This is a genomic window from Micromonospora sp. NPDC050276 (assembly GCF_044459545.1).
GTDB lineage: Bacteria > Actinomycetota > Actinomycetes > Mycobacteriales > Micromonosporaceae > Micromonospora.
On record NZ_JBITJA010000015.1, the window covers coordinates 105,698 to 127,103 of the forward strand.

At 69.5% G+C, this 21,406-nt stretch carries 19 protein-coding genes and 2 pseudogenes; 11 read left to right on the forward strand and 10 right to left on the reverse strand.

Annotated elements, in window-relative coordinates; translation table 11 throughout:
* The first annotated feature begins 11 nt into the window (after nt 1-11).
* From ACIBF8_RS26935 to ACIBF8_RS26945, 3 genes are read left to right on the forward strand one after another with little or no spacing between them, the layout of a single operon-like run.
* Complete coding sequence (locus tag ACIBF8_RS26935) at nt 12-701, forward strand: response regulator transcription factor (RefSeq protein WP_396786611.1); 690 nt, start codon at nt 12-14, stop codon at nt 699-701.
* The gene (locus ACIBF8_RS26940) at nt 698-2,053 is read left to right on the forward strand and encodes a sensor histidine kinase (protein ID WP_396786613.1); all 1,356 of its coding nucleotides are present in this window, start codon (nt 698-700) and stop codon (nt 2,051-2,053) included. Before ACIBF8_RS26935 ends, ACIBF8_RS26940 begins: the two co-directional genes overlap by 4 nt.
* Nucleotides 2,050-2,613, forward strand: a complete 564-nt coding sequence (locus ACIBF8_RS26945; protein WP_396786614.1) for a GerMN domain-containing protein — start codon at nt 2,050-2,052, stop codon at nt 2,611-2,613. The genes ACIBF8_RS26940 and ACIBF8_RS26945 overlap by 4 nt, the downstream gene beginning before the upstream one ends.
* 151 nt (nt 2,614-2,764) lie before the next feature.
* Here the strand turns inward: ACIBF8_RS26945 and ACIBF8_RS26950 are convergent, their stop codons facing one another.
* Nucleotides 2,765-3,049, reverse strand: coding sequence for a DUF2610 domain-containing protein (locus ACIBF8_RS26950; protein WP_396786615.1), 285 nt, complete (start codon nt 3,047-3,049; stop codon nt 2,765-2,767).
* Nucleotides 3,050-3,246: 197 nt separating this feature from the next.
* A pseudogene (locus ACIBF8_RS26955) lies at nt 3,247-3,333 on the reverse strand (ANTAR domain-containing protein); the annotation flags it as partial.
* An 803-nt stretch (nt 3,334-4,136) separates the two neighbouring features.
* On the opposite strand from ACIBF8_RS26955, the gene ACIBF8_RS26960 reads away from it, so the two are divergent.
* The 3 genes from ACIBF8_RS26960 to ACIBF8_RS26970 all read left to right on the forward strand — a co-directional run bounded on the left by ACIBF8_RS26960 (nt 4,137) and on the right by ACIBF8_RS26970 (nt 5,312).
* Nucleotides 4,137-4,433: a helix-turn-helix domain-containing protein gene (locus ACIBF8_RS26960; RefSeq protein ID WP_396786617.1), complete on the forward strand. Its 297-nt coding sequence runs from the start codon at nt 4,137-4,139 to the stop codon at nt 4,431-4,433.
* 70 nt (nt 4,434-4,503) lie between these two features.
* Nucleotides 4,504-4,968, forward strand: coding sequence for an ATP-binding protein (locus ACIBF8_RS26965; protein ID WP_396786619.1), 465 nt, complete (start codon nt 4,504-4,506; stop codon nt 4,966-4,968).
* On the forward strand, nt 4,965-5,312 hold the full coding sequence (locus tag ACIBF8_RS26970) for an STAS domain-containing protein (protein WP_396786621.1): 348 nt from the start codon (nt 4,965-4,967) through the stop codon (nt 5,310-5,312). Before ACIBF8_RS26965 ends, ACIBF8_RS26970 begins: the two co-directional genes overlap by 4 nt.
* A gap of 41 nt (nt 5,313-5,353) precedes the next feature.
* Here ACIBF8_RS26970 and ACIBF8_RS26975 read toward each other — a convergent pair whose 3' ends face one another.
* The 3 genes and pseudogenes from ACIBF8_RS26975 to ACIBF8_RS26985 all read right to left on the reverse strand — a co-directional run bounded on the left by ACIBF8_RS26975 (nt 5,354) and on the right by ACIBF8_RS26985 (nt 7,848).
* A complete protein-coding gene (locus tag ACIBF8_RS26975; RefSeq protein WP_396786623.1) occupies nt 5,354-6,547 on the reverse strand; it encodes a PP2C family protein-serine/threonine phosphatase in 1,194 nt (397 codons plus the stop codon).
* A gap of 374 nt (nt 6,548-6,921) precedes the next feature.
* Nucleotides 6,922-7,104 (reverse strand): annotated as a pseudogene (locus tag ACIBF8_RS26980) (IS256 family transposase); the annotation flags it as partial.
* A gap of 150 nt (nt 7,105-7,254) precedes the next feature.
* A complete protein-coding gene (locus tag ACIBF8_RS26985; RefSeq protein ID WP_396786625.1) occupies nt 7,255-7,848 on the reverse strand; it encodes a TetR/AcrR family transcriptional regulator in 594 nt (197 codons plus the stop codon).
* 324 nt (nt 7,849-8,172) lie between these two features.
* Here ACIBF8_RS26985 and ACIBF8_RS26990 point away from each other — a divergent pair, with 324 nt between their 5' ends.
* Together ACIBF8_RS26990 and ACIBF8_RS26995 are read left to right on the forward strand one after the other, a co-directional pair.
* A complete protein-coding gene (locus ACIBF8_RS26990) occupies nt 8,173-8,664 on the forward strand; it encodes a flavin reductase family protein (protein WP_396786627.1) in 492 nt (163 codons plus the stop codon).
* Between the two features lie 231 nt (nt 8,665-8,895).
* Nucleotides 8,896-9,981 carry an LLM class flavin-dependent oxidoreductase gene (locus ACIBF8_RS26995; RefSeq protein WP_396786629.1) on the forward strand — a complete coding sequence of 362 codons (1,086 nt, stop codon included), beginning with the start codon at nt 8,896-8,898 and terminating at the stop codon, nt 9,979-9,981.
* A 323-nt stretch (nt 9,982-10,304) separates the two neighbouring features.
* On the opposite strand, the gene ACIBF8_RS27000 is transcribed toward ACIBF8_RS26995, so the two are convergent.
* The 5 genes from ACIBF8_RS27000 to ACIBF8_RS27020 all read right to left on the reverse strand — a co-directional run bounded on the left by ACIBF8_RS27000 (nt 10,305) and on the right by ACIBF8_RS27020 (nt 16,176).
* On the reverse strand, nt 10,305-10,652 hold the full coding sequence (locus ACIBF8_RS27000) for an STAS domain-containing protein (RefSeq protein ID WP_396786631.1): 348 nt from the start codon (nt 10,650-10,652) through the stop codon (nt 10,305-10,307).
* Nucleotides 10,649-13,117, reverse strand: coding sequence for a SpoIIE family protein phosphatase (locus tag ACIBF8_RS27005; protein WP_396786633.1), 2,469 nt, complete (start codon nt 13,115-13,117; stop codon nt 10,649-10,651). The genes ACIBF8_RS27000 and ACIBF8_RS27005 overlap by 4 nt, the downstream gene beginning before the upstream one ends.
* Before the next feature lie 2 nt (nt 13,118-13,119).
* On the reverse strand, nt 13,120-13,920 hold the full coding sequence (locus ACIBF8_RS27010) for an alpha/beta fold hydrolase (protein ID WP_396786635.1): 801 nt from the start codon (nt 13,918-13,920) through the stop codon (nt 13,120-13,122).
* Nucleotides 13,921-14,279: 359 nt separating this feature from the next.
* A complete protein-coding gene (locus ACIBF8_RS27015; RefSeq protein ID WP_396786637.1) occupies nt 14,280-15,104 on the reverse strand; it encodes an alpha/beta fold hydrolase in 825 nt (274 codons plus the stop codon).
* Nucleotides 15,105-15,174: 70 nt separating this feature from the next.
* Nucleotides 15,175-16,176 carry a zinc-dependent alcohol dehydrogenase family protein gene (locus tag ACIBF8_RS27020; RefSeq protein ID WP_396786639.1) on the reverse strand — a complete coding sequence of 334 codons (1,002 nt, stop codon included), beginning with the start codon at nt 16,174-16,176 and terminating at the stop codon, nt 15,175-15,177.
* Between the two features lie 130 nt (nt 16,177-16,306).
* On the opposite strand from ACIBF8_RS27020, the gene ACIBF8_RS27025 reads away from it, so the two are divergent.
* The 3 genes from ACIBF8_RS27025 (at nt 16,307) to ACIBF8_RS27035 (ending at nt 21,372) form a co-directional block, all read left to right on the forward strand.
* Entirely contained in the window at nt 16,307-16,888 is a 582-nt protein-coding gene (locus ACIBF8_RS27025; protein ID WP_396786641.1) for a CGNR zinc finger domain-containing protein, read from the forward strand.
* 599 nt (nt 16,889-17,487) lie between these two features.
* Entirely contained in the window at nt 17,488-18,648 is a 1,161-nt protein-coding gene (locus ACIBF8_RS27030; RefSeq protein WP_396786643.1) for an alkaline phosphatase PhoX, read from the forward strand.
* A 252-nt stretch (nt 18,649-18,900) separates the two neighbouring features.
* Nucleotides 18,901-21,372 carry a hypothetical protein gene (locus tag ACIBF8_RS27035; protein WP_396786645.1) on the forward strand — a complete coding sequence of 824 codons (2,472 nt, stop codon included), beginning with the start codon at nt 18,901-18,903 and terminating at the stop codon, nt 21,370-21,372.
* The last annotated feature ends 34 nt before the right edge of the window (nt 21,373-21,406 follow it).

The window sequence follows — 21,406 nt, forward strand, 5'->3', positions numbered from 1 at the left end:
TGATGCCCGGTATGACGGCCGTACTGGTGATCGAGGACGACGACCGCATCCGTTTGGCGTTGTTGCTCGCACTCGAGGAGGAAGGCTACGACGCTCTCGGCGCGGCCACGGCCGAGGAGGGCCTGCGCGTGCAGCGCCGGGACCCGGCCGACTACGTGCTGGTCGACTTGATGCTGCCCGGCCTCGACGGTTTCGAGTGCATCCGGCAGTTGCGCCGTGACGACGACGTGCCGATCGTGGTGGTCAGCGCCCGCGACGACACGCACGACGTCGTCGCCGCCCTTGAGGCCGGCGCCGACGATTATGTCGTCAAGCCGGTGGCGATCAAGGAATTGACCGCGCGGCTGCGCGCCCTGCGTCGCCGCGCCCGTACCGGCGTCACCGGGCACGCGCCGGAGCCCGTGCCGGTGCTCATGGTCGGCGAGCTGGAGATCAGCCCCGACGGGGGAGAGGTGCGCCGAGGCGGCAAACCCGTACCGGTCACCCGTACCGAGTTCCGGCTGCTGTGCGAGCTGGCCGAACACGCCGGCCGGGTGCTGTCTCGTCAGCAACTGCTCGAACGGGTCTGGGGGTACGACAGCGGCGACGAACGGCTGGTCGACGTGCATGTGGGCCGGCTGCGGCAGAAGATCGAGCCGGATCCGGCGACCCCCCGGCACCTGGTCACCCTGCGGGGCCTGGGCTACAAGCTGCAGCGATGAGACGCCTCGGACTGCGGACCCGGGTCACTGCCGTGTTTGCCGTCGGCGCGCTTCTGCTATCGGCGTCGATGGCCCTGGTCTCCTACGAGTTGACCCGCCGGTCCCTGCTCGACGAGCGGGAACGCACCGCCCTGCGCGCGGCCTACTTCGACGCTACCGTCGTTCGTGCCGGGCTCGACACCGACACCCCCGATGTGGTGGAGGTGCTTCGGTCGCTGGACACGGGCGGGAGTCGGCGGCCCGTGCTGCACCTGGACGGCGAGTGGTACGCCCGTACCGCCGACCCCACCACCACCGCTGCCATTCCCGTCGAGCTGCGTCAGGTCGTCGCGGCGGGCGAGCCCGCAGTGCAGCGGGTACGCGTCGACGGCCAATCTGTCCTGGTCGTCGGGGTGCCCCTTTCCGCGTCGGCGACGTACTTCGAGGTCAACTCGCTCCGGGAGCTGGAACAGACTTCCCAGGTTCTGGCGCTCGCGCTGACTACCGTCGCGATCATGGTCGCCGCGTCCGGTGCGGCGCTCGGCTGGTACGCCACCCGGCACGGGTTACGCCCGCTCACGGCGGTCACCGACGCCGCCGAGAAGATCGCCGCCGGTGACTTCACCGCCCGCCTCGACACGGCCACCGACCCCGACCTGACCCGACTGTCCTCCTCGTTCAACCAGATGGTCGACCGGCTCGCGCACCGCATCGAGCGGGACCGCCGCTTCGCCGCCGATGTCAGCCACGAGCTGCGCTCACCGTTGCAGACCCTCGCCGCGGCGGCCAGCGTCCTGGCCCGCCGCCGGGAACACCAGGACGAACGAACCGCCATCGCGGCCGGGCTCGTCGCCGACGAGATCGACCGTTTTCAGCGGCTCGTCAACGACCTGATCGACCTGGCCCGCAGTGACCAGCCCGCCCACCGGGGCCCCGTGGACATCGTGGCGCTGGCCCGCGATGCCTGCCGCACCCTCGACCTGCCCACGGCGCTCGTCCATCTTGCCCCCGACGTCCCGGCGACGTGGCTGGTCGAGCGGCGCCGTGTCGCACAGGTCCTGGCGAACCTGCTCGACAACGCGGTGACCTACGGGGGTGGTCCTGCAGGCATCCGTCTGGACCGCGACGGTAGCGCCGGCATCATCGAAGTCGAGGACGACGGACCCGGTGTGCCCGTCGAGGACCGCGAGGCGATTTTCGACCGTTTCGTTCGGGGGCGAGCAGCTCATACCCGCGGCACCGGCGACGGGACAGGGCTGGGACTCGCGCTGGTCGCACAGCACGCCACCGCACACGCCGGACACGTCACCGTCGGTGACCGGCCCGGCGGAGGCGCCTGCTTCCGTGTCGCTCTGCCGGAGAGCCTGCCATGAACCGCCGTCATCTCGTGGTGCTGGCGCTTGCCGCGCTGCTGACCAGCTGCAGCATCCCCACCGATGATGCCCCCCGGGTAGTGCAGGCACCGCAAGGACCTTTCCAGAGCTCCGCGCCCGCCGACACCAGTCCACCAGTCGGCCCTGCCGCCGAAACGCTCTGCTTTGTCCGCGACAACCGCATCATCTCTTTCATCCGGCGCGTCGACCGGCCACCAACGATCGAGGACCAACTGCGGCATCTGCTGGCCGGACCCACCGCGGCCGAACGCTACACCGACTTGACCAGCGCGCTGCCAGGAGCGGTCAACGCCGCCGGTGTCACCGTGACCGGCGCCCAGGCCCGCATCGTGGTCGACAAACCCGGCGACGACGCCGGCCGCAGCGACGAGGTCCTCGCCTTCGGGCAAATCGTTTGCACCCTCACCAGCCGCGACGACGTCACCACGGTAACGTTTTCCCGTGATGGCCGGCCTCTCAGAGTGCCTCGCGCGGACGGCTCGCTCTCGGAACAACCGCTCACCCGCGCCGACTACGCAACACTAATCACCCCACGGTGACCTCGTCCGCCGGTGCTGAACTGACCGACGATCCCCTTTAGCCCTGGGCGGAGCTACCACGTCTGCAGCCGTACCGGTGATACGGCACGCCTCCAGTCTGCACGGCCGCGCTGAGCGGAACGTGCCCCGAGATCCGGCGGACGTGCCTCGCCTAGGTATCGGTGGTGGCAGTATCCGCTGCTCCGTCCACCCGGGCGGGTGGAACCGGATTGCCGTCAGCGTCGGCGAGGGCCATGCCCATGGCGTAGGTGCAGAGCTCCTTGAAGGAGACATTATTTTCGTTGGCGATGCTCAACAGCTTCGCGAACGAGTCCATCACTTCCAGCGGAGTCGAGCCGTCCTGAGTCCGCTGCAGCCAGTCAGCCTGCTGCTCCAGAGGGTGTCGCCCGGCGGAATTCTCCTGCTGTATCGCTGGCCGTATCTCGTCATGCCGCATCGGGCCAGGCTGGATGATCTGCTGGTTATCGGGGCAGGAGCCGACCGGTTCATTCGCCAACGAACAACGGAAACGACCACGGCCGTCACTGCGACGGTGAGGCTGCCTATTCCGGCCCACCAGCTCGCTCGAGCCCTTCGCTGATCAGGAAGAGCACCGAGACCGCAGCCACCGGTGCTCCAGGTCAGGTCGCGGGCCACCTCGACCAGCTTGACGTTCGCGTTCTGGCTCACCCGCACCAGTAGGGCGAGCGCCTCGTCGCCGGTGAGCCGGTACCGCTCCATCCCGCGACGGCCGTGCGTGTTCTCGCCGTTTCCCACCGCTCATCCTGCTGCTGGTCAACCGTCCCGGCTGTCTGCGGGGGGCAGGCGACCGGCCAGCGCGGCCCGTCGGTCGGCCTACTACGTCTCTCGATGTCCCACTGCTACCCGTCGTCCGCCGCCGCCAATCCCGGTCGGCGCTCTGTGGGGTCGTCGGCGGTACTTGCCTGCCAGTCCGCTGATCCTGACCGCGACAGACCAGAAAATCTGGGCTGAATTCGCTAGACATCTTTGGCAACGTGCAATACTGTTCCTTGAGTTGAGAGCGAAGATCCCGTCAGGACGCAGACGGGCTGTCCGGTCGTGAGGTCACGACGGGCGGCTGGCGAGAGGAGCGGTGTCCCCGTTCCTCTCAAGATGTAGTACGAGCACGTCAAGCCCGGTGTGATACGTGCCGGGGAGCAGGTGGGGCCAATGCTCTTTCGGGGTTCCACCTGATGTTCGCCGTAGGCGCAGGGGCAGGAAGTCGCGTGGGCTCCGGCGCCGGCGGACCGCACGTCGGCAAGAGGAGAAGTGGCAGAGGAAAGGGAGGGCCGTACACCGTTGGATCGCCCGCCGGCAGCCGTCATTCCAGGCTCGGCGGACACCGCAGTTTCCATCGAACGAGAGGTGGTCTCCGGTCACGCATACGCGATCCTCGCGCCTGAAGCCGTCATTCTCGGCTGGTGCGGATACGACAAGCCGACGTTCCTGTCGGCAGATGGTGTTCTGACCCGTAACCCTGGGCCCCGGCGCGTCAGCGCCGGGGCCCTCGACGTGGAGGTGACATGGGGCAGAACCCCGATGACATGTTCGGCGATGAGAACTACCCGGCCTACACCATCGGCCAGGCCGCGGAGATGCTCGGCACCACGCAGGACTTCCTGCGTCGCCTGGACGAGGCGAAACTGATCAACCCGCACCGCTCCAGCGGTGGGCACCGCCGCTACTCCCGCTACCAGTTGCGCCTGGCAGCCCGGGCCCGCGAGATGGTCGACCAGGGCACCGCCCTGGAGGCCGCCTGCCGGATCATCATCCTCGAAGACCAACTCGAGGAAGCCCTCCGACAGAACGACAAGCGGTAGCGCGGGCCGCGGCGCCAGGACGGGCCGACCGCTCTCGGGCCAGGTCGTCGGCGGCGTGTAACGTCCGGGCATGGGCAGCGGCGGAACGGACGACGCGGACGCCGGGTGGGGAACCGCTCCTGGGGCCGGCGGAGTGGCGTTGGTGTCGGAAGAGATCACCGCTGTGCGGGTGACGGCGCTGCGTCACGAGGTCACCGCGGCAGCCCGTGCGGCAGGTCTGGTGGGCGACGGCCTGGAGGACTTCGTGCTGGCGGTGCACGAGTTGGTCACCAACGTGGTGCGCCATGGCGGGGGCAGCGGCGAGCTGCGGCTGTGGCGGCACCGCGACCTGCTGACCTGCCAGGTCAGCGACGATGGGCCCGGATTGGGCGAGACCGCCGTCGCCCTGCCGTCGCCGGGGGAGGTCGGCCACCGGGGGCTGTGGCTGGCGCAGCAGCTCACCGGAGGACTGATGATCGACAACTCTGGGCAGGGAACGACCGCCTCGGTGACAGCGCGGCTGTCTCTCCGACGGACCGCGAACGAGGGAGTATGACGGTGGCTCCGGAGCAGACCTGGCACTGGCGTGTCGACGTCGGTGTCGCTCGTAGCGTCCTGGCGCTGTCCGGTGAGATCGACATGTCGGGCGCCGACCTGCTCGACGACCTACTGCTCGAGACGATCGCCCAGGCTGCGACGGTGGAGGTGAACCTGGCGGGGTTGACCTTCATCGACTCCACCGTGCTCAGCACCCTCGTCGGCGCGCACCATCACGCGGCCGGCCGGGGAGTGGACCTCAGCGTGGTCAACGCCACCGGGCAGGTCCGCCGGGTCCTCGACATGACCGGCATCATGCAGCTGCTCGGCCGGGTGGCCGAACCACCACCTGCCGCGATCTAAGGTCGAGGCCGGCAGCCGGCGACGGTGGCGCCGCCCGGTGGTCAGGGCCGGCCTGTCCTCGCCGCGAGGAAGCGAACCATGAGTACGGTCGCGTCGTCCTGGAGCCGGTCGTCCTGATGGGCGAGGATCGCGTGAACCAGCCGTCGGGCGGTCTCCGGCAGCGGAAGCCCATCGGCCAGCGCCCGCACGGTGAAGTCGACCAGCCGCTCGGTGCCGAACCGGTTCCCGTCTGCCGACCGGGCCTCGACGATGCCGTCGGTGTAGAAGAGCACATCGTCGCCCGGTTCGAGGGCCTCCTCGACCACGACCGGAGGGCACCGGTCGCCCAGGGTGACCGGCAGGGCGGTGGGAGTGGGCAGGACGGTGGCGACCTTCCCTCGCCGGATCACCAGCCCGCCCGGGTGACCGGCGGAGATGACCCGCAGCCGGCCGGTGCGCTGGTCGAGTTCGGCCAGTACCCCGGTGATCAGCCCGCGCCGGTCGTGGTCACGCACCGCGGTGTCGATGTGGTGGTACGTCTCGACCAGGTCGAGCCCGCCCCGGCGGGCGTTGCGGTACGCGGCCAGCGCCAGGCCGGCGAGCATCACCGCGCGCATCCCGCCCCCGGAGCCGTGCCCGACAGCGTCGAACAGAGCGAGGTGGGCGGTGTCGCCGTTCACCGCGTAGTCGAAGGCGTCGCCACCCACGTCGTAGCAGGGCTCCAGGATCCCACTGATGATCATGTTGCCGGTGGCGAAGGTGAGCGGGGGAAGCTGGGCCCGCAGCATCTCGGCGGCGAGGCGCATCGGTGCCCGGCGGCGGACCCGCTCGACCGTGTCGCTGTAGTGCGACCGCGTGACCAGCAGCTCGGCGAGCAGCGAGGCGACCGCCTCGAACGCGGCCACTGCGGAGTCGGGCACGGCAGCGGCGGCGACCACCTCTGCGACGCCCATCCGCTCCAGACCGTTGAGCAGCGGCAGCCACAGCCGCGCACCGTCGTCCGTGGGCCCGCCGACGGGGCGCAGCATGCTGAACGCCCGGCCGGCCAGGGTTCCCTCGATGCTCAGCGGTTCCCGGCGCGCTGCGTCCGGACCGGGCAGGGGATGGAGCTGACGCTGCTCGTGGTCGACCAGGTAGAGGATCATGTCGTCGGCGCCGAGCTGCTCAGCGGCCTGCCGCGCCATCCCCGGCAGGTCCTCGGGACGGGCGTGGTGCGACTGCCGCAGCAGACCGTGCAGTGCGTCCCGCTCACTCATGCCCACCGACCTTCGCCGCCGCCCATGCGGGAGCGCGGCTCAGAGTACGCGGTTCGGCGACGCACCCTCACCGGTGCGTGGCGGGAGATGAGACGGATCCCACGCCGTGGCCCGGTCACGTGCGGCGACCGGAAGGCGAGGGTGAGCGACAGATCAGGCGCTGCGGGCGCCTGGTGCCGCGAGGCCGGCACGAGAACTGGTGTTAACCGGTGAAGCCGTCGGGTAGGCGCAAGGTGCCCGCGGCACGAATGCGAGGCCGCGTGGCCGAGGCGGTGTGCGAGCACGCAGGAACGACTCATCACATCGAACTCCGTCGGGGTGGACATCTTCCGCGCCAGGGGCTGTCTCGCTAACGGTGTTTCCGGCGATCTTGGTTAGTAGGTTTCAGCGGCTGGGAAGCGGTCGCTGAAGGTGATGGCGAAGGCGTTCAACGCGGGTTTCCAGCGCATCGTCCATCGGGTTCTGCCTGCTCCGGTGGGGTCCAGGGAGCGGGTCACCAGGTATAGACACTTCAACGCGGCCTGCTCGCTGGGGAAGTGACCGCGGGCCTTGACCGCCCCCGATCCAGCCGACAGCAGTCTCCTTGTGCCCTTCTACGTCCCGCCGGACCTGACGTTCTGCTCCTCGCCACCCTCGTGGCGTGGCCTTCCTCACCGAAGGGGCGCAGGCCACCTTCGGCGGCGAGAGTGCGGGCTGCCGTGGAGGAATTACGGCAGGTCAGGCGGCGAGGGCGGCGGCTCCAGCGCCTGCAGCGTCATCTCCGCGTACCGCCGCCACAGCGCGGGGTTCCGCTCGGTCATCCTGGTCAGTTGCACGGCCATGCCGCAGAGAATGACGCGCAGGTCGAGCGGGGTCGCGTCGGCTCGGACGGCGCCGGTGGTCTTGGCCGCCTCCATGAGAGCAGCGACCCGGTCGAAGAGGCTGCCTGCGGGGCGTGCTGCGAGTGACTCCGCCAGGAGACGGTCGTGGGCCAGGTGGTCGAAGAGCGACAGGACAAAAGCCGCGAACGCGCGGTCCGGGCTGGCTTCCTTCACCGCCTGCGCAGTCTTCTGCTCCAACTCGGCCGAGCGGTGGCGCACCACAGCCTCTACCAGGTGCTCCTTGGTGAGGTAGTTTCGGTAGACGGTGGCCTTGCCGACATTGGCGCGCTCGGCGACCTGCGGAACGGTGCCCTGCAAGCCGAACTCTTCGAAGATCTCCAGCGCGGCTGCGAAGACTCGCTCGTCGTTGAGGCGCGCGTCTGCCCGCAAGCGGGCTACGAACGCCTTGGGCGTGGGCGGAGCGCTATCGTCGACTTCCACCCTCCCATTGTGCCGGTTGGAGTGCGGCCCCCTGACATGCAGGGTTTGCGTTCCCGGCATGTGTGCGGGTGTGCCGCAGGGCCGCGAAGGCGTTCTGCGCGCGGCTCGCCACGCTGCTGGTGGCGGTAAGCGGACTCAAGGGTTCGGATATGGTTGTCACCATGTGTACCCCCAGGTCCGGCAGGCCGGGCTTCTCGCGGGCCAGGGCGGAGATATACGCGCACGCTCGTAACGGCCCCCGACGCTGACCCTTCCCAGCCCGACCGCTGCCGCGGCACTGAACGCCGCCGCGCCTTGCGGTGGCTAATGACCTTTAGCGGAGCCATGAATAGTTCCTCACCTTCCGGCGGTCGGTCGTACGACCAGGCGCGCGACGTTCTCGGACGCTTCGCCTCCGGTGTTGTCGTCATCACGGCCGTAGGTCCCGACGGGCCGGTCGGACTGACCTGCCAGTCATTCGTGTCGCTCTCCCTGGACCCTCCCCTGATCTCCGTGGCGGTGGCCCGAACCTCACGCAGCTGGCCGAAGATCCGCCAGGTGGGCACATTCGGCGTCAACGTCCTTGCTGAGGACCAGCGGGGGGTGAGCGACGCCTTCGCTCGCTCCGGGGGTGACAAGTTCGCCGCCGGTGAGTGGTCATTAGACGACCACGGAGTACTGCTTCTGGTTGACGCCTGCGCCTGGATTACCTGCAAGCTGATCAACGAGTACGACGGGGGTGACCACAGCATTGCCGTCGGCGCGGTGCTTGCCCTTCAGGCGGGTGCACGCGAACCCCTCGTCTACCACCGCAGCGGCTATCGCCGACTCGCGTGATCCAGGTCTCCGCCAGGCGTACACGGGGTGGTGGACGTCGGGCCTCCAGCATCGCACTGCCTTGCGGCGTGAGGATATCCGACGCCTTCCGTTGGCAGTGGGGCCTCGGGCTGGTCTTCGGTGGAGCCGGACGCGGCGAGCGCCCGGCGCTAAGCGGATCCTTGGGTCCGGTACGCTGGCACCCGGAAAGCAGACCCAAGGGTCCGTTTCAGTGTGAGATCAGGAGTGGCAATGGAGCATGGACGTGACACCGAGCTGTCGACAGGCGCGGCCCCGAACGATCGGCGCGGGACGAGTCCGGTGCCTTTGTCGATTCTCGATCTGGTCATCAGGGGCGATGGGAGCCAGCCGGCCGATGCGCTCCAGCAGACCACGAACCTGGCGCAGGCCGCTGAGCGGTGGGGCTACCGACGCTTCTGGGTCGCCGAACACCACAGCTTCCCCGCCTCAAGCAGCCCGGCCCCTGCCGTCCTGCTCGCCCACCTTGGTGCCGCGACCCGCTCCATCCGGCTCGGATCGGGAGGAGTCATGCTCACTAACCACGCACCACTGATCGTGGCCGAGCAGTTCGGCGTCCTCAACGCCTTGCACCCCGGCCGCATCGACCTGGGCGTCGGCCGAAGCCCCGGCGGTTTGCCGTCAGTCATGCAGGCGCTGCGCCGCAACGGCGAGGGCTCGGGTGGGAGCGATTTCCAGCCGCAGGTTGAGGAGCTGCTCGGCTTCCTCCGCAACGACTTTCCGGAGAACCACTCCTACCGGCGCGATAACGTGCACGTGGTGCCAGCAGCGCCCAGCCTTCCCGTCTGGACACTTGGCTCGGGAACCACGGGTGCAGAGGTGGCCGCACGCCTCGGCCTGCCGTTCGCGGCTGCCTTCCACATCAATCCCATGCAATCCATGCACGCCATCGATGAATACCGGAGAGCGTTCCGCCCCTCCGCTGCCCTGGCCACACCACACGTGATGGTGTCCGTGAACGTCGCCTGCGCCCCGACCGGACCCGAAGCCGAACGCCTGGCTCGGCCGGGTGCGCTGATGATGATGCTTGCGCGGCAGGGAAAGCAGGTCGCCCTTCCCACCCCGGACGAAGCGATCAATCGCGCCTACACGCCCGATGAGAAGGAGTTCGTCGAAAGTTGGCTGGGCAACGTCATCCACGGCGCGCCCGACACGGTGCGCAGAGGTCTGACAGAGCTGCAGCAGCGAACCCACGCCGACGAACTGATGCTTACCTCCATGATCTACGACACTGCGGACCGCCTACGCTCCTTTGCCCTCGTGGCCGAAGGGTTCGGGCTTACCACAGGCTCTTCCTGATCCATGGCGTGCGTTGGCGCCGGTGCGACGGTGCGGCAGGTCATCACCGAGACCACCGGAGACCAGACGGCCGGTTTCACACCGGAAGGCATGACCCAGAACGGCGGGCCGCCCAACTGGGTGATCACGAATCTGCTGTAGGTCCCGGGTGTCCGGTGGGGCTGTACGCGGCGGCGGTTTTGGCCGCCACGTGGTTGAGGACCTTTCAGCGCCGCCGCCACCGTCGTCAGCTCATGGCGAGCTGGCAGTCGAGAACGTCGCAGAGCGCCAGCAGCGGTGAGATGGTGACCCGTTCCGATCGCACCAGGCCCCTGCGGCTCTGCTCAGGCGGTGAGTTCCGCGAGCGCGTCATCGACGGACGAGGTGAGCAGGCCGGGCAGGAAACCGATCAGGTCGAGCGTGAACCGAACCACGCCCTGGTCCGGGGCAACCACCACCACCGGCGCCTGCCGATTGCGGAAAGCGGTCACCAAGTGGTCCAGGCAGCGGAGTCCCGCGCTGTCGAGAAAGGTCACCCCGCTCAGGTCGATCACCACTCCGGCGGCCGCCCGCGTCGCCGCGAGCACGTCCCGTTCCACCAGTTCGGCGTTGCCGTGGTCTATTTCCCCGTGCAGCCGCACCACCTCGCAGCCCTGTTCGCTCCGGATGGTCGTCCGGTCCTCTGCGGTCACCTCGTCGTCCCTCTGAACTGCCGTCGCATCAACACGCTCGTGCCCTCGCCCCGATGGACGACCAGGTCGTCCATCAGCCGCCCCATCAGCGCCATCCCGCGCCCCCGGTCGGCGCTGGCCTGTGGGGCCAGCCACCGGCCGCTGTCGGAGATCCGCAGGTCGAGGATGTCGCCGTCGATCGTCGCGGTCACGCTCACCACACCCGACGGGTCGCTCTGGTAGCCGTGCTCGATTGCGTTGGCCGCCGCCTCGGAGCAGGCCAGCACGATGCCGTACTGCTCCGGCTCGGGAACCCCGCAGCCGGCGAGCCACTCGTGCAGTCGCGTTCGCAGCGGGCTGAGCCGGGTCATCTCGGCCGGCACATCGGCGTGGAACCGCGGAGCGGCCTCGAAGGCGAGCGCGAGCAGGCACGTGTCGTCGTGGCCGCCCTCGCCGTCGAGCATCGCGTCACTGAGCTGCTGGACCAGCGCGCCGAGCGGAGCGGTCCGGCGGGCGTCCAGTGCCTCGGCGAGCCGACCCAGCCCCTGGTCGATGCGCTCGCCGCGCCGTTCCACCAGGCCGTCGGTGTAGAGCAACAGTCGCGAGCCCCGGGGCACGGTGAGTTGCGCCTCTCGCCGGGACCGGCTGGCGGTGTGCGTGCCGAGCGGTCCGGATCGCCCCTCCCACAGGTACCGCGGGGCGGTGTCCGGCGGAAGCAGGAGCGGCGGCGGATGGCCGGCGCAGGCGTACCGCAGCACGCCGGTGTCGAGCGCGAGCTCGGCGTAGGCCAGCGTTGTCATCTGCCCGGCCTCCAGGGTGGTCACGAAGTCGTCCATGTGTCGCAACACGGTGGCCGGGCTGCACTGCGTCATGGCCACCGCCCGCACGGCGCTGCGCAGCTGCCCCATCGCGCTGGCCGCGCGGATCCCGCGCCCCACCACGTCACCGACGACCACACCGACGCTGCCGGTCGAGGTGGTGAACGTGTCGTACCAGTCGCCGCCGACCTCCAGCGTTTCCACCGCTGGCCGGTAGACGGTGGCCACCTGGAAGCGGGAGTCGGTCGGCCGTTCGCTGATCAGGAGGCTGCGCTGGAGGATACGGGCGACCTCGCGGTCCTGCTCGGCGAGGCGGGCGTTGTCCAGTGCCAGCCCGACCCGGTCGGCCAGGTCGAGCAGGAAGTCCGGCTCGAACCGATCGGACGACGCGGCCGGCTCGCCGGCCAGCAGCAACATGCCGATCATCGCGTTGCGGGCGCGCAGCGGGAGCGCCAAACCACGCCGCCCGTCCGGCCCCGCCAGGGGTACCGGCGCGACGCCGCCCGATCGGACCGCCGCCCGTACCTGCGCGCTGATCGGCCAGGGCCCGCCGGAACCGGCGGCGATCACGCCGTCGGCGGGTCCGGCGCCGCCCGTCGGCGACCGCACCGAGCTACTCGTACCTTCGGCCTGTTCCCCCTCGACCAGGCTCACCTGCGCGTACTCGCCAAGTTCGGGAACCAGCAGGGCGACCAGCCGGCGGGCTCGGTCGGCCGAGCCCACGGCCTCGTCCAGGGCGCGGCTGAGCCGGGCCAGGTAGGCGGACTGCCAGGCCCGCCGCGCGGTCTCCTCGTGCAGCCGGACCCGCTCCAGAGCCTGCCCGGCCTGCCGGCCGATGGTCCGCATCAGCTGCACCTCGTCGGCGGCGACCCGCCGGCCGGCGGGGAAGCCGAACGACACTACGCCGAGCACCCGCTCGTCGGCGACCAGCGGCGTCACCGCGCGTGCGTCGGGACCGGGCGACTCGGGGACGACCACGTCGGCAAGGCGGACGGCATGCGCCTCGGGCCCGGAATCGTCGAGGCTGACCGGCGCGGTGGCCGGCGCGTTCGGACCGGCGACGGTGAGCACGGACTCCTGGGGGTGCAGCAGCCACACCACGGTCTCGGTCGCGTCGAACGCCTCCGTCCCAGCGGCGACGATCGGAGCGACGATGTCCTCAGCCCGGTCGATCGAGGCGCAGCGTGCCTCCATCTCCTGGAGCACTCGGATGTGGGCCGCGTTGCGCTCCGCCCGTCGGCGCTCGTTGAGCAGCTCCCGCTCGTAGGAGCGCCGGTCGGTGGCGTCGAAGACGGTCATCCGCAGCGCCGTCGAGCCGGTGTTTGGGTGCCGCCGCAACACCACGTTCACCAGGGTGTCCAACCGGGTGCCGTCGGCCCGGCGGAACTCGATGGCGATACCCCGTACCTCACTCTGCATGTGCAGCAGCGGTCCCAGGTGGGTCTCGTGGAAGATTCGGCTGCCGATGGTGTAGAAGCTCTGTACACGATGCCCCAGCACGTCTGTCCGCCGGTAGCCGGTCCAGTCAAGAAAGGTCTGGTTGACCCGGGCGACGGTGCCGTCCGGCAGCACCGAGAGGTACCCGCAGGGAGCACCCTCGTAGAGGTCCTCCGCACTCTCCTCGAGCAGTGGGACGAAGGGGTCGGCCGGTTGGAGTGGGTCGGCCACGCTCAATCGTTCCGTAAGAAGGCGAGGATCGCATCTGCGGTCTCCTCCGGGGCGCTCAGGTTCGGGCAGTGACCGGTCGCCTGCAACACCACCAGGGAACTGTCGGAGAGGTTGCGGTGCACGTAGTCGCCAACCTCTTGCGGGGCAATGACGTCGTCGGTGCACTGCAGGACCAGGCTCGGCACGGTGACCTTCGGCAGGTCGGCGCGGTTGTCGGAGAGGAACGTCACCCGGGCGAACTGCCGGGCGATCGCCGGGTCGGTGCGGCAGAAGCTGTTCATCAGCTCAATGCCGAGCTCCGGCCGGTCCGGATTACCCATGATCACCGGGGCCATGGTGGCCGACCAGCCGAGGTAGTTGCTGTCCAGCGACTCGAGTAGCTCATCGATGTCGGCCCGGCTGAAGCCGCCGCGGTAGCCTTCGTCGTCGAGGTAGCGGGGCGAGGGGCCGACCAGCACCAGCCGGGAGAAGCGGTCCGGTTCGGTGGCCGCGGCGAGCACACCGATCATCGCGCTGACGGAGTGACCAACGAAGACGACGTCCCGCAGGTCCAGTTCGGCGAGGATCTCCAGCACGTCCTCGGCGTAGCCATCGAGGGAGGCGTACCGCTGAGGCCGGTACGTCGACAGATCCGAACCGCCCGAGCCGACGTGGTCGAACAAGACCACCCGGTACTCGTCGACGAAGCGAGGCGTCACGAGACGCCACATATGCTGGTCACAGCCGAAGCCGTGGGCGAAGACGACGGCGGGACCGGTGGCCCGACCGAGAACCCTGACGTTGTTCCGGACCACCGCGCTCACGGACGGTGACACTACCTGCGATCATGTCGGCTGGCTAATCGGACTCGCCCGGGTCAATCCGATCCCGGCCCACCGGCTCCGGGCCGGGTGCCGTCGTGGCAGGTCGGACCCGGTTACGCCGGTCGCCCGGCTGCCGGGCGGACGCGTGCCGATGCTTGTGCCTCTTCTCGGGATGGATTCCCACTGCCGGGTCGACACGTCCATGCGGCGCCTCCGCTCCGTTGTAGGGCATCGTCGGGAACCAGCCGTAGCCGAAATTGCGGACACCGGACTGTCCATCGTCGGTCGCCACAGGGACAGGGCTATCGAGGCAGTGGGGCGGCCCTGAGGTCACCCCACTGCCGGCGATGAGCCGTCACCTAATGGTTGTCCCACCAGGCGGTGACGATGGCGGCGTAATCATCTGGTGCGGATTCCCAGGTGAAGTGCCCAGCCTCGACGATGTCGAGTCTGCTGTCCGGCAGCCGCTCGTGCAGAAATTCGGCGTTGACCAGCGGTACAGCTGTGTCGTGCCGTCCGGCGATGATCTGCACGGGCGTCTGGATTCCCGGCAGCAGGTCGCGGAGGGCCGGAAGCTGTTTCGGGTAGCTGCGCACGTAAGGAAGTGACCGGAAGAATCGGTCACCTTCGTAGGATGACAGGTAGTCCTCGCGGACGTGGTCGGGAATCGCATATCCCTCGATGTGCGGAAGCACGGCCTCGATCACGTGTCGCCCTTCGGTGCGGAACGCCTCGACATCCGGGGCCAGCACCCAGTCCCGTAGCACGTCGCCCAGTTGAATCGGCACCGCGGCGCCGCCGCTGCCGATGACGAGGCTGCGCAGCCGGCCCGGATGCGCCGCCGCGGCGAAGAGCGATGCGGAGGTGCCGATATCGGGCCCGACGACGTGTGGACGCTCAAGCCCGAACGCGTCGGCGACGCGGATGATGAACTCACCCATCGCCTGTGGTGCCAGCAACTCGTCACGGCGTTCGGAATGACCAAATCCCGGAAGGTCGATAGCGACCAGATGGGCGCGTTCGGCAAGCGAGGACCAGATCGGGTTGAAGGCGTACAGGCTCTCCGGCCACGGGCTCAGCAAGAGGGCGTGATCGTCGCGCTCCTCGCTCTCGGCGTAGCGAATCGACAAACCGTCGATGAGGCGAGTTCGTGGCTGGATTGGGTCGTTCGACGTGCTCGTCATCTGGCTACCCCTAGTGCGCCGTGGCCGTGGCCGTGGCCACGGAGTCGGTCCGGCCCCGTTGATCGCGGCATCACGCGACCGCCGTGGGGGTGAACAGGATCTTGCCCGAGCGCCGCTCGCGACCCGCGTGGGCCAGGGCCTCGGCGAACTGCTCCAGTGGGTACGTCGCCTCGACCTTCGCCTCCAGTACGCCCTGCTCGACCAGCTCGGCGAGCTCGGTGTAGATCCGGGTCAGCCGCTCGCGCGGGGTGTTGCGGATCCAGGAGAGGATGAAGAAGCTGCGCAGCGAGATCGAGCGGTAGATGAAGTCACCGAGCGGCAGGACGGGCGCCTGCCCGGTGATAGCGCCGAACGTCACCACGCTGCCGGCGTCCTCGATGAGGCGTGCCAGCTCGCCGACGTGCTGCGGGCCGCCGGTGCCGTCCAGCAGCAGCCGCAGCCGGCGGTCACCGAGCGCGGCGGCGGCGCGGTCACCCAGATCCTCGCCGTCGAGTACGACGAGGTCGGCACCGAGCGCGCGTACCTGCTCGGCGGCCTCCTCCCGACGTACCACGGCCAGGATTCGCACGCCGGCCCGCTTGGCGAGGGTGATGACGTGCTGGCCAACGGCCGAGTTGGCCAGGGTCAGGCCGATCCAGTCATCGGGCTTGAGCTCGGCGTAGTCGTGCAGCAGACCGTACGCGGTCGCCGGATTGACCGAAAGCATGGCCAGCTGGAGTGCGTCCGCCTGCTCGGAGATCGGTACGACGTCGCGAGCGGCCACGACGGTCTGCTTCGCCCAGGTGCCGCGCACGAAGGTCGGCAGGATGAGCACCCGCCGCCCCACCAGGGACTGGTCAGTGCGGGGCCCGGCTTGCAGTACGCGACCGACGCCCTCGGCGCCCAGCTGCGCGGGGATCTGTGGTTGGACGCTGAACCAGCCGGCGGTGAAGAGCAGGTCGGCGGGGTTGATAGGGGCGGCCTCGACCGCAACGAGCAGTTCCTCGGCCCCGAGGGTCAGGTCGGGGTCCTGGTCGAGCTTGACGGTGTCGTTCAGGTCGCCGCCGACCTTGCTGAGGATGAGTCGACTCATGCCGGGTGTGCTCCTTCTGGCAGGGCGGCCGTAATGAGCTACGGCCAATTGACCATTACTTCCTACCCGCACGCCGTGGCTTTGTAAAGGCCTTTGTTGCTTAGGCCATGTCGGAGGTAGTGTGTGGCGCATGGCTACGCACGAGAGCCCGGACAGGGCGGACCCCCGGATCCCCGCACCGGCCGTGGCGATCGTGGACCTGCTCAACTCCCGGCCACACGCCACGCCGGCACTTCCGGACACCCTCGACGATCCCCGACAGGCCGGCGTGCTCCTCGGCCCGTTCGACCCCGCGGCGCAGGACGCCCTGACCGCCGCCCGACTTGATCGGGTGCGTGCCGTCCGTGATCATCTCGTGGCGGTGCTGGCAGCCGACACGCCGACACAGACCGCCCAGGCGTGGACGATGCTGGCCGAGTACGCCAGCGATCTCACATTCCGGCAAACCTTCACGGCGGTCGGACAACCACAACTGCGGCAGGTGGCCGGCGACCCCCTCGTGGGCCGTATCGTGCTCACCGTCGCCGACCTTGTCGCCGCCAACACCTGGTCGCGGCTGCGCATCTGCGGTAACGAGATGTGCTCCCACATCTTCTACGACACGACCCGCAGCCGCAGCCAGCGTTGGCACTCCTACGAGATGTGCGGCAACCGAACTAATGTCGCCGCCTACCGAGCCCGCGCCCGTCGAGCCCGCGACAGCGACGAATAGATCGGCTCCGCCGCCGTCACCTCGTGGTTCACGACCACATGCAGCTGCCACTGGCCCGCCGGGTGGTCGGCGAGCAGCGTTCAGGCGGCTGCCTCCAGCCCACCTGGTCAGCCGGCACGACCGCGTAGTCCCTCACGTACTCGCTATCGGCGCATCGGCGTATCGGCGCCTGCGCCGGGGTTGGCACCGGCGCGGATGCCGTCAGGGACCGAATCGACGTCAGCCGCCCCCGCGCCACCACGTGCTTTTACCTGCTCGGCGACCTGGCAGACAGGTGCTTCCGAACTTGCCGCTGTGGGATGGCGGGCAGCCTGGAGCCGCGGCGTCGACCACAACATCACCCGGGACCAAACGAGTAGAGCCGGCATCAGCCGCGCACTCGGCTCGCGCGGACCCCACGAGGCTGGATCGCCGCGCAACTTCCGAATGACCAGCAGTCAGCAGGCAACCGCCGGGCAGAGCATGGAGTGCCTTCTATCCCGTATGCGGCGAACGAACCCGCTCGTTCACGCGCGGATGGCGGATGTTCACCTTTGTGGCCGGCCTCCAGATATCGCAGCTCCATACGTTGCTCTCATCCCCCACAAAGGAGTTCGATGATGGATCGACGGAATCTGCTGCGCACCACAGTGCTCGGGGCCGGCGCGATGGCGCTGCCGTTTACCGCCTGGTCAGCGGCGTACGCGGCGCCGGCGCAGAACGCGTCCGGCCCGTACGGTCCACTCCAGCCGGCCAACGGGCACGGCATCCAACTTCCCGCGGGCTTCACCAGCCAGATCGTCGCCCGCTCCGGACAGGTCGTGGCCGGCACGTCGTACACCTGGCACAACGCGCCCGACGGTGGCGCGGTGTTCGCCAACGGCAGCGGCTGGGTCTACGTGTCCAACTCCGAGACCAGCGCCGGCTCCGGCGGTGGTGCGTCCCGGATCCTGTTCAACTCCAGCGGAGCCATCACTGGGGCGTCCCGCATCCTGTCCGGCACCAACAACAACTGTGCGGGTGGCAAGACCCCGTGGAACACCTGGTTGTCCTGTGAAGAGGTCAGCCTCGGCCGGGTATGGGAGACCTACCCGCTCGGCGGCACCGCTGTGGTCCGTCCGGCGATGGGCCGTTTCAAGCACGAAGCCGCTGCGGCTGATCCGGACCGGCAGGTCATCTACCTCACCGAGGACGAGAGCAACGGCAAACTCTACCGGTTCATCCCGAACACGTGGGGCGATCTGTCCAGCGGCAGGCTGCAGGTGCTGGTCGCCGGCACCGGCACATCCGGCTCGTTCAGCTGGGCGGCCGTGCCCGACCCGGACGGCTCGCCGACCGTGACCCGGTCACAGGTGTCCGGAGCCAAGTCGTTCAACGGCGGGGAGGGCTGCTACTACTCCAACGACACGCTGTGGTTCACCACCAAGGGCGACAACCGGGTCTGGCAGCTCAACCTCGTCGACCAGACCTACGAGCTCGCCTACGACGACAACCTCGTCAATCCCGGCCCGGCACCGTTGACCGGCGTCGACAACATCACCGGATCCACGTTCGGTGACCTCTACGTTGCCGAGGACGGCGGCAACATGGAGATTTGCCTGATCACCCCAGGGGACCAGATCTCCGTGTTCCTGCGGATCACCGGCCAGAGTTCGTCGGAGATCTGCGGTCCCGCCTTCACCCCGGCCGGGGACCGGCTGTACTTCTCGTCTCAGCGCGGCACCTCAGGCTCCTCTTCCGGTGGCATCACGTACTGCGTCACCGGGCCGTTCCGTACCTGATCCCGCTCGCCACTCTCCCGGCCACCGGGAGGGTCGAGACTGCGCCGACCCAGCCGAACTCCGACATGACCGCGGCACCCCGGCATCCCGCCTGGGGTGCCGCGGTGTCGTACGGAGCTCCGGCTCGGCCTTCGGCAGCGGCGGCGGTCACCATGCCTGGGTCGGAGCCCGGACGTCGGTCGGCGTACGTAGCATGTCCCGCGATCAAGATCGACGTGCGATTCGTGGTGGACGAAGTGATTGGGGAGTGCGGTGTTCGGGATTGACGTGACCGAGGACCAGCAGCCTTTGCCGAAGTCCTGGCTGAGCGCGGCGTACCCGCGACGCGACCGGGCGACCGCCCGTCCGCTCCGGCCGGCTCCGGACGCCGCGGAGCGGGTGTGGAGGCTGCTGGAGCCGCTGCTCAACCGGGTCGAGCGCACCCTGCGCAACGAGCGGGCCGAACCGCGGTACGCCATCGAGGCGCGGCCGTGGTTGTCCCCGGATGTCCCGCCGGACGGCTCGCCGCTCGGCGCGGCCGTGGTCTGCGGGCTGGTCGCTGAGGAACTGGGCTTCTTGCAGGGCAACGAGGTGGAGGTCTTCCCTGAGGCCTGGGTGGCCGGTCGAGGCGTGGTCTTCGCCGCGCGGGCCGCCGCCGAACTGGCCGACCTGGACCTGTCACTCGGGGACGGAGTCTTCCTCGTCCGCTACCGCGCGAACCGAACTCCAGGGAGGTTCGACGCCCTGGAGTTCCACCACGCGATGCACTTTCGCACCGTCGAGATCATGAGCCGGGTGCGCGCGCGACTGGCCGCCGCGCCCGAATCCGAATACCAGGCGGCGGTCGCCGCCCTCGCCGAGTACCGCCAGACACCCCGGCAGCGGGCGGTGACCTCGTTCCTCGCGCCGACCCGGACCGACTGGGTGACCGAGGACTGCGCGTTGGTGGCCGGTGGACAACCGGTCGACCCGGACAACCACTTCCTGCTGTTCCACGCCGTCAGTACCGTCGAGCAGCTGGACCAGGTCGTCGGCAACTTCTGGTCGGGGGAGGCGACGCAGTCACTCGCGCCGCTGGCCACCGTTCTCACCTCGGTCGGTCCGGCCGCGATGAGCCGGGTGATCCGGTGGTTGGGCGGCGACGATCTGAACGCCGAGCAGCGACGCCGGGTGTACTCCGCGCTCGCGGTCACCCCCACCGACGAGGCGTTTCAGACACTGCTGAATCGGACCGGGGAGGCGTCGGCGAAGGCCGCGCTCACCGCCGCCGCGCAGCGGTACCCCGCTCGGGCGCTGCGCCTGCTCGCGACCGCGGCCACCACGACCGAGGTGACATCGACCGCCGCGATCACGGACCTGCTGGCGGCACACGTCGCGACCCATCCCGCCGTGGTGGAGCGGGTCGCCCCGGAGCTGCCCGAGGCGGCCCGGCAGGTAATCGGCGCTGTCGCCAGCACCGGGGACGGCGTACCGGACGCGCCGGACGAGCTGGTGCCTGCGGTGCTGCTCAGCCCGCCCTGGGCGGGGAAGCGGCTCACCCGCCGAGGCCGGCCTACCGCGCTGACCGAACTCACCTGCTCGGATCCGACGGTCATCGCCTGGGAGCCGGGCGAGCAGGAGCGCTGGCGGGTTCCGCAGTACCGCGCTCCGTACCGCTGGGATCGGGAGGTGCCGTTGACCTCAGTGGCACAGCAGATCCGGGAGGGCGCGGCGCGGGCCTACGACGAGGCCCTGTTCTTCCTCCTGGGCCCGGACGAGCTGACCCGGCCGCTGTTGGCGCGGTGGTGGCCACGGGACCGGTACGAAGCACGGCATTGCCTCCCGCCCCTGGTGGCCCGGTACGAACTCGCCGCGCTGCCGGCCGTGCTGCGAGTCGCCCAAGACGGGCCGGAGTTTGCGGCCCACGCGTTGCTGCCCTTTGCCGGACCGGAAATCGCCCTGCTGATGGCCGACTGGCTCGCCCGGCTCAAGAAACAGCGGTCGGCGGCGCTGGCCTGGCTGACCCGGCACCCGGCCGCCGCCGCCCGGGCGCTGGTACCGGCGGCGCTGGGCGGGTCCAGGCGGCCCCGGCAGGCGGCCGAGCAGGCGTTGCGGGCCATCGTCGCGGCCGGATATGACGCCGAGGTGCGCGCCGCAGCCGACGGGTACGGCCCATCGGCCCGAGCCGCGATCGACGAACTCCTCGCGGTCGACCCGACGGAGCTGTTGCCTACGACGGTGCCGCGGACGCCGGACTGGGCTGAACCCGTCCTGCTGCCCCAGGTGTTGCTCCGGGATCGCGCCAGCGCGCTCCCGGCAACGTCGATTCCACACCTGACCACCATGTTGGCCCTCGGCGCGGCGGGCGAGGAGTCCGCCTGGACGGGCGGGGTCCGGGCCGGGATGGATACCATCCGCGCGGCCTGCGACCCGGCGAGTCTGGCCGAGTTCGGCTGGGCGTTGTTCGAACGCTGGCGGTCGGCCGGAATGCCGCCGAAGGAGAGCTGGGCACTCGGTGCCCTGGGCCTGGTCGGCAACGACGACACGGTCGGCCGCCTGGCACCACTGATCCGGGCCTGGCCGGGCGAGGGCGCGAACAACCGTGCCGTGGCCGGGCTGGACGTGCTTGTCTCGATCGGCACCGACACGGCCCTGATGGAGCTGAACCGGATCGCCGAGCAGGTGAAGTTCAGGGCATTGCGGCAGCAGGCGGCCCGACGCGCCGCCGAGGTGACCGCCGAGCGCGACCTCAGCCAGGAGCGGTAGGGCTTCGCCCTTGGAGGTTCATTGGCTGGTCGGG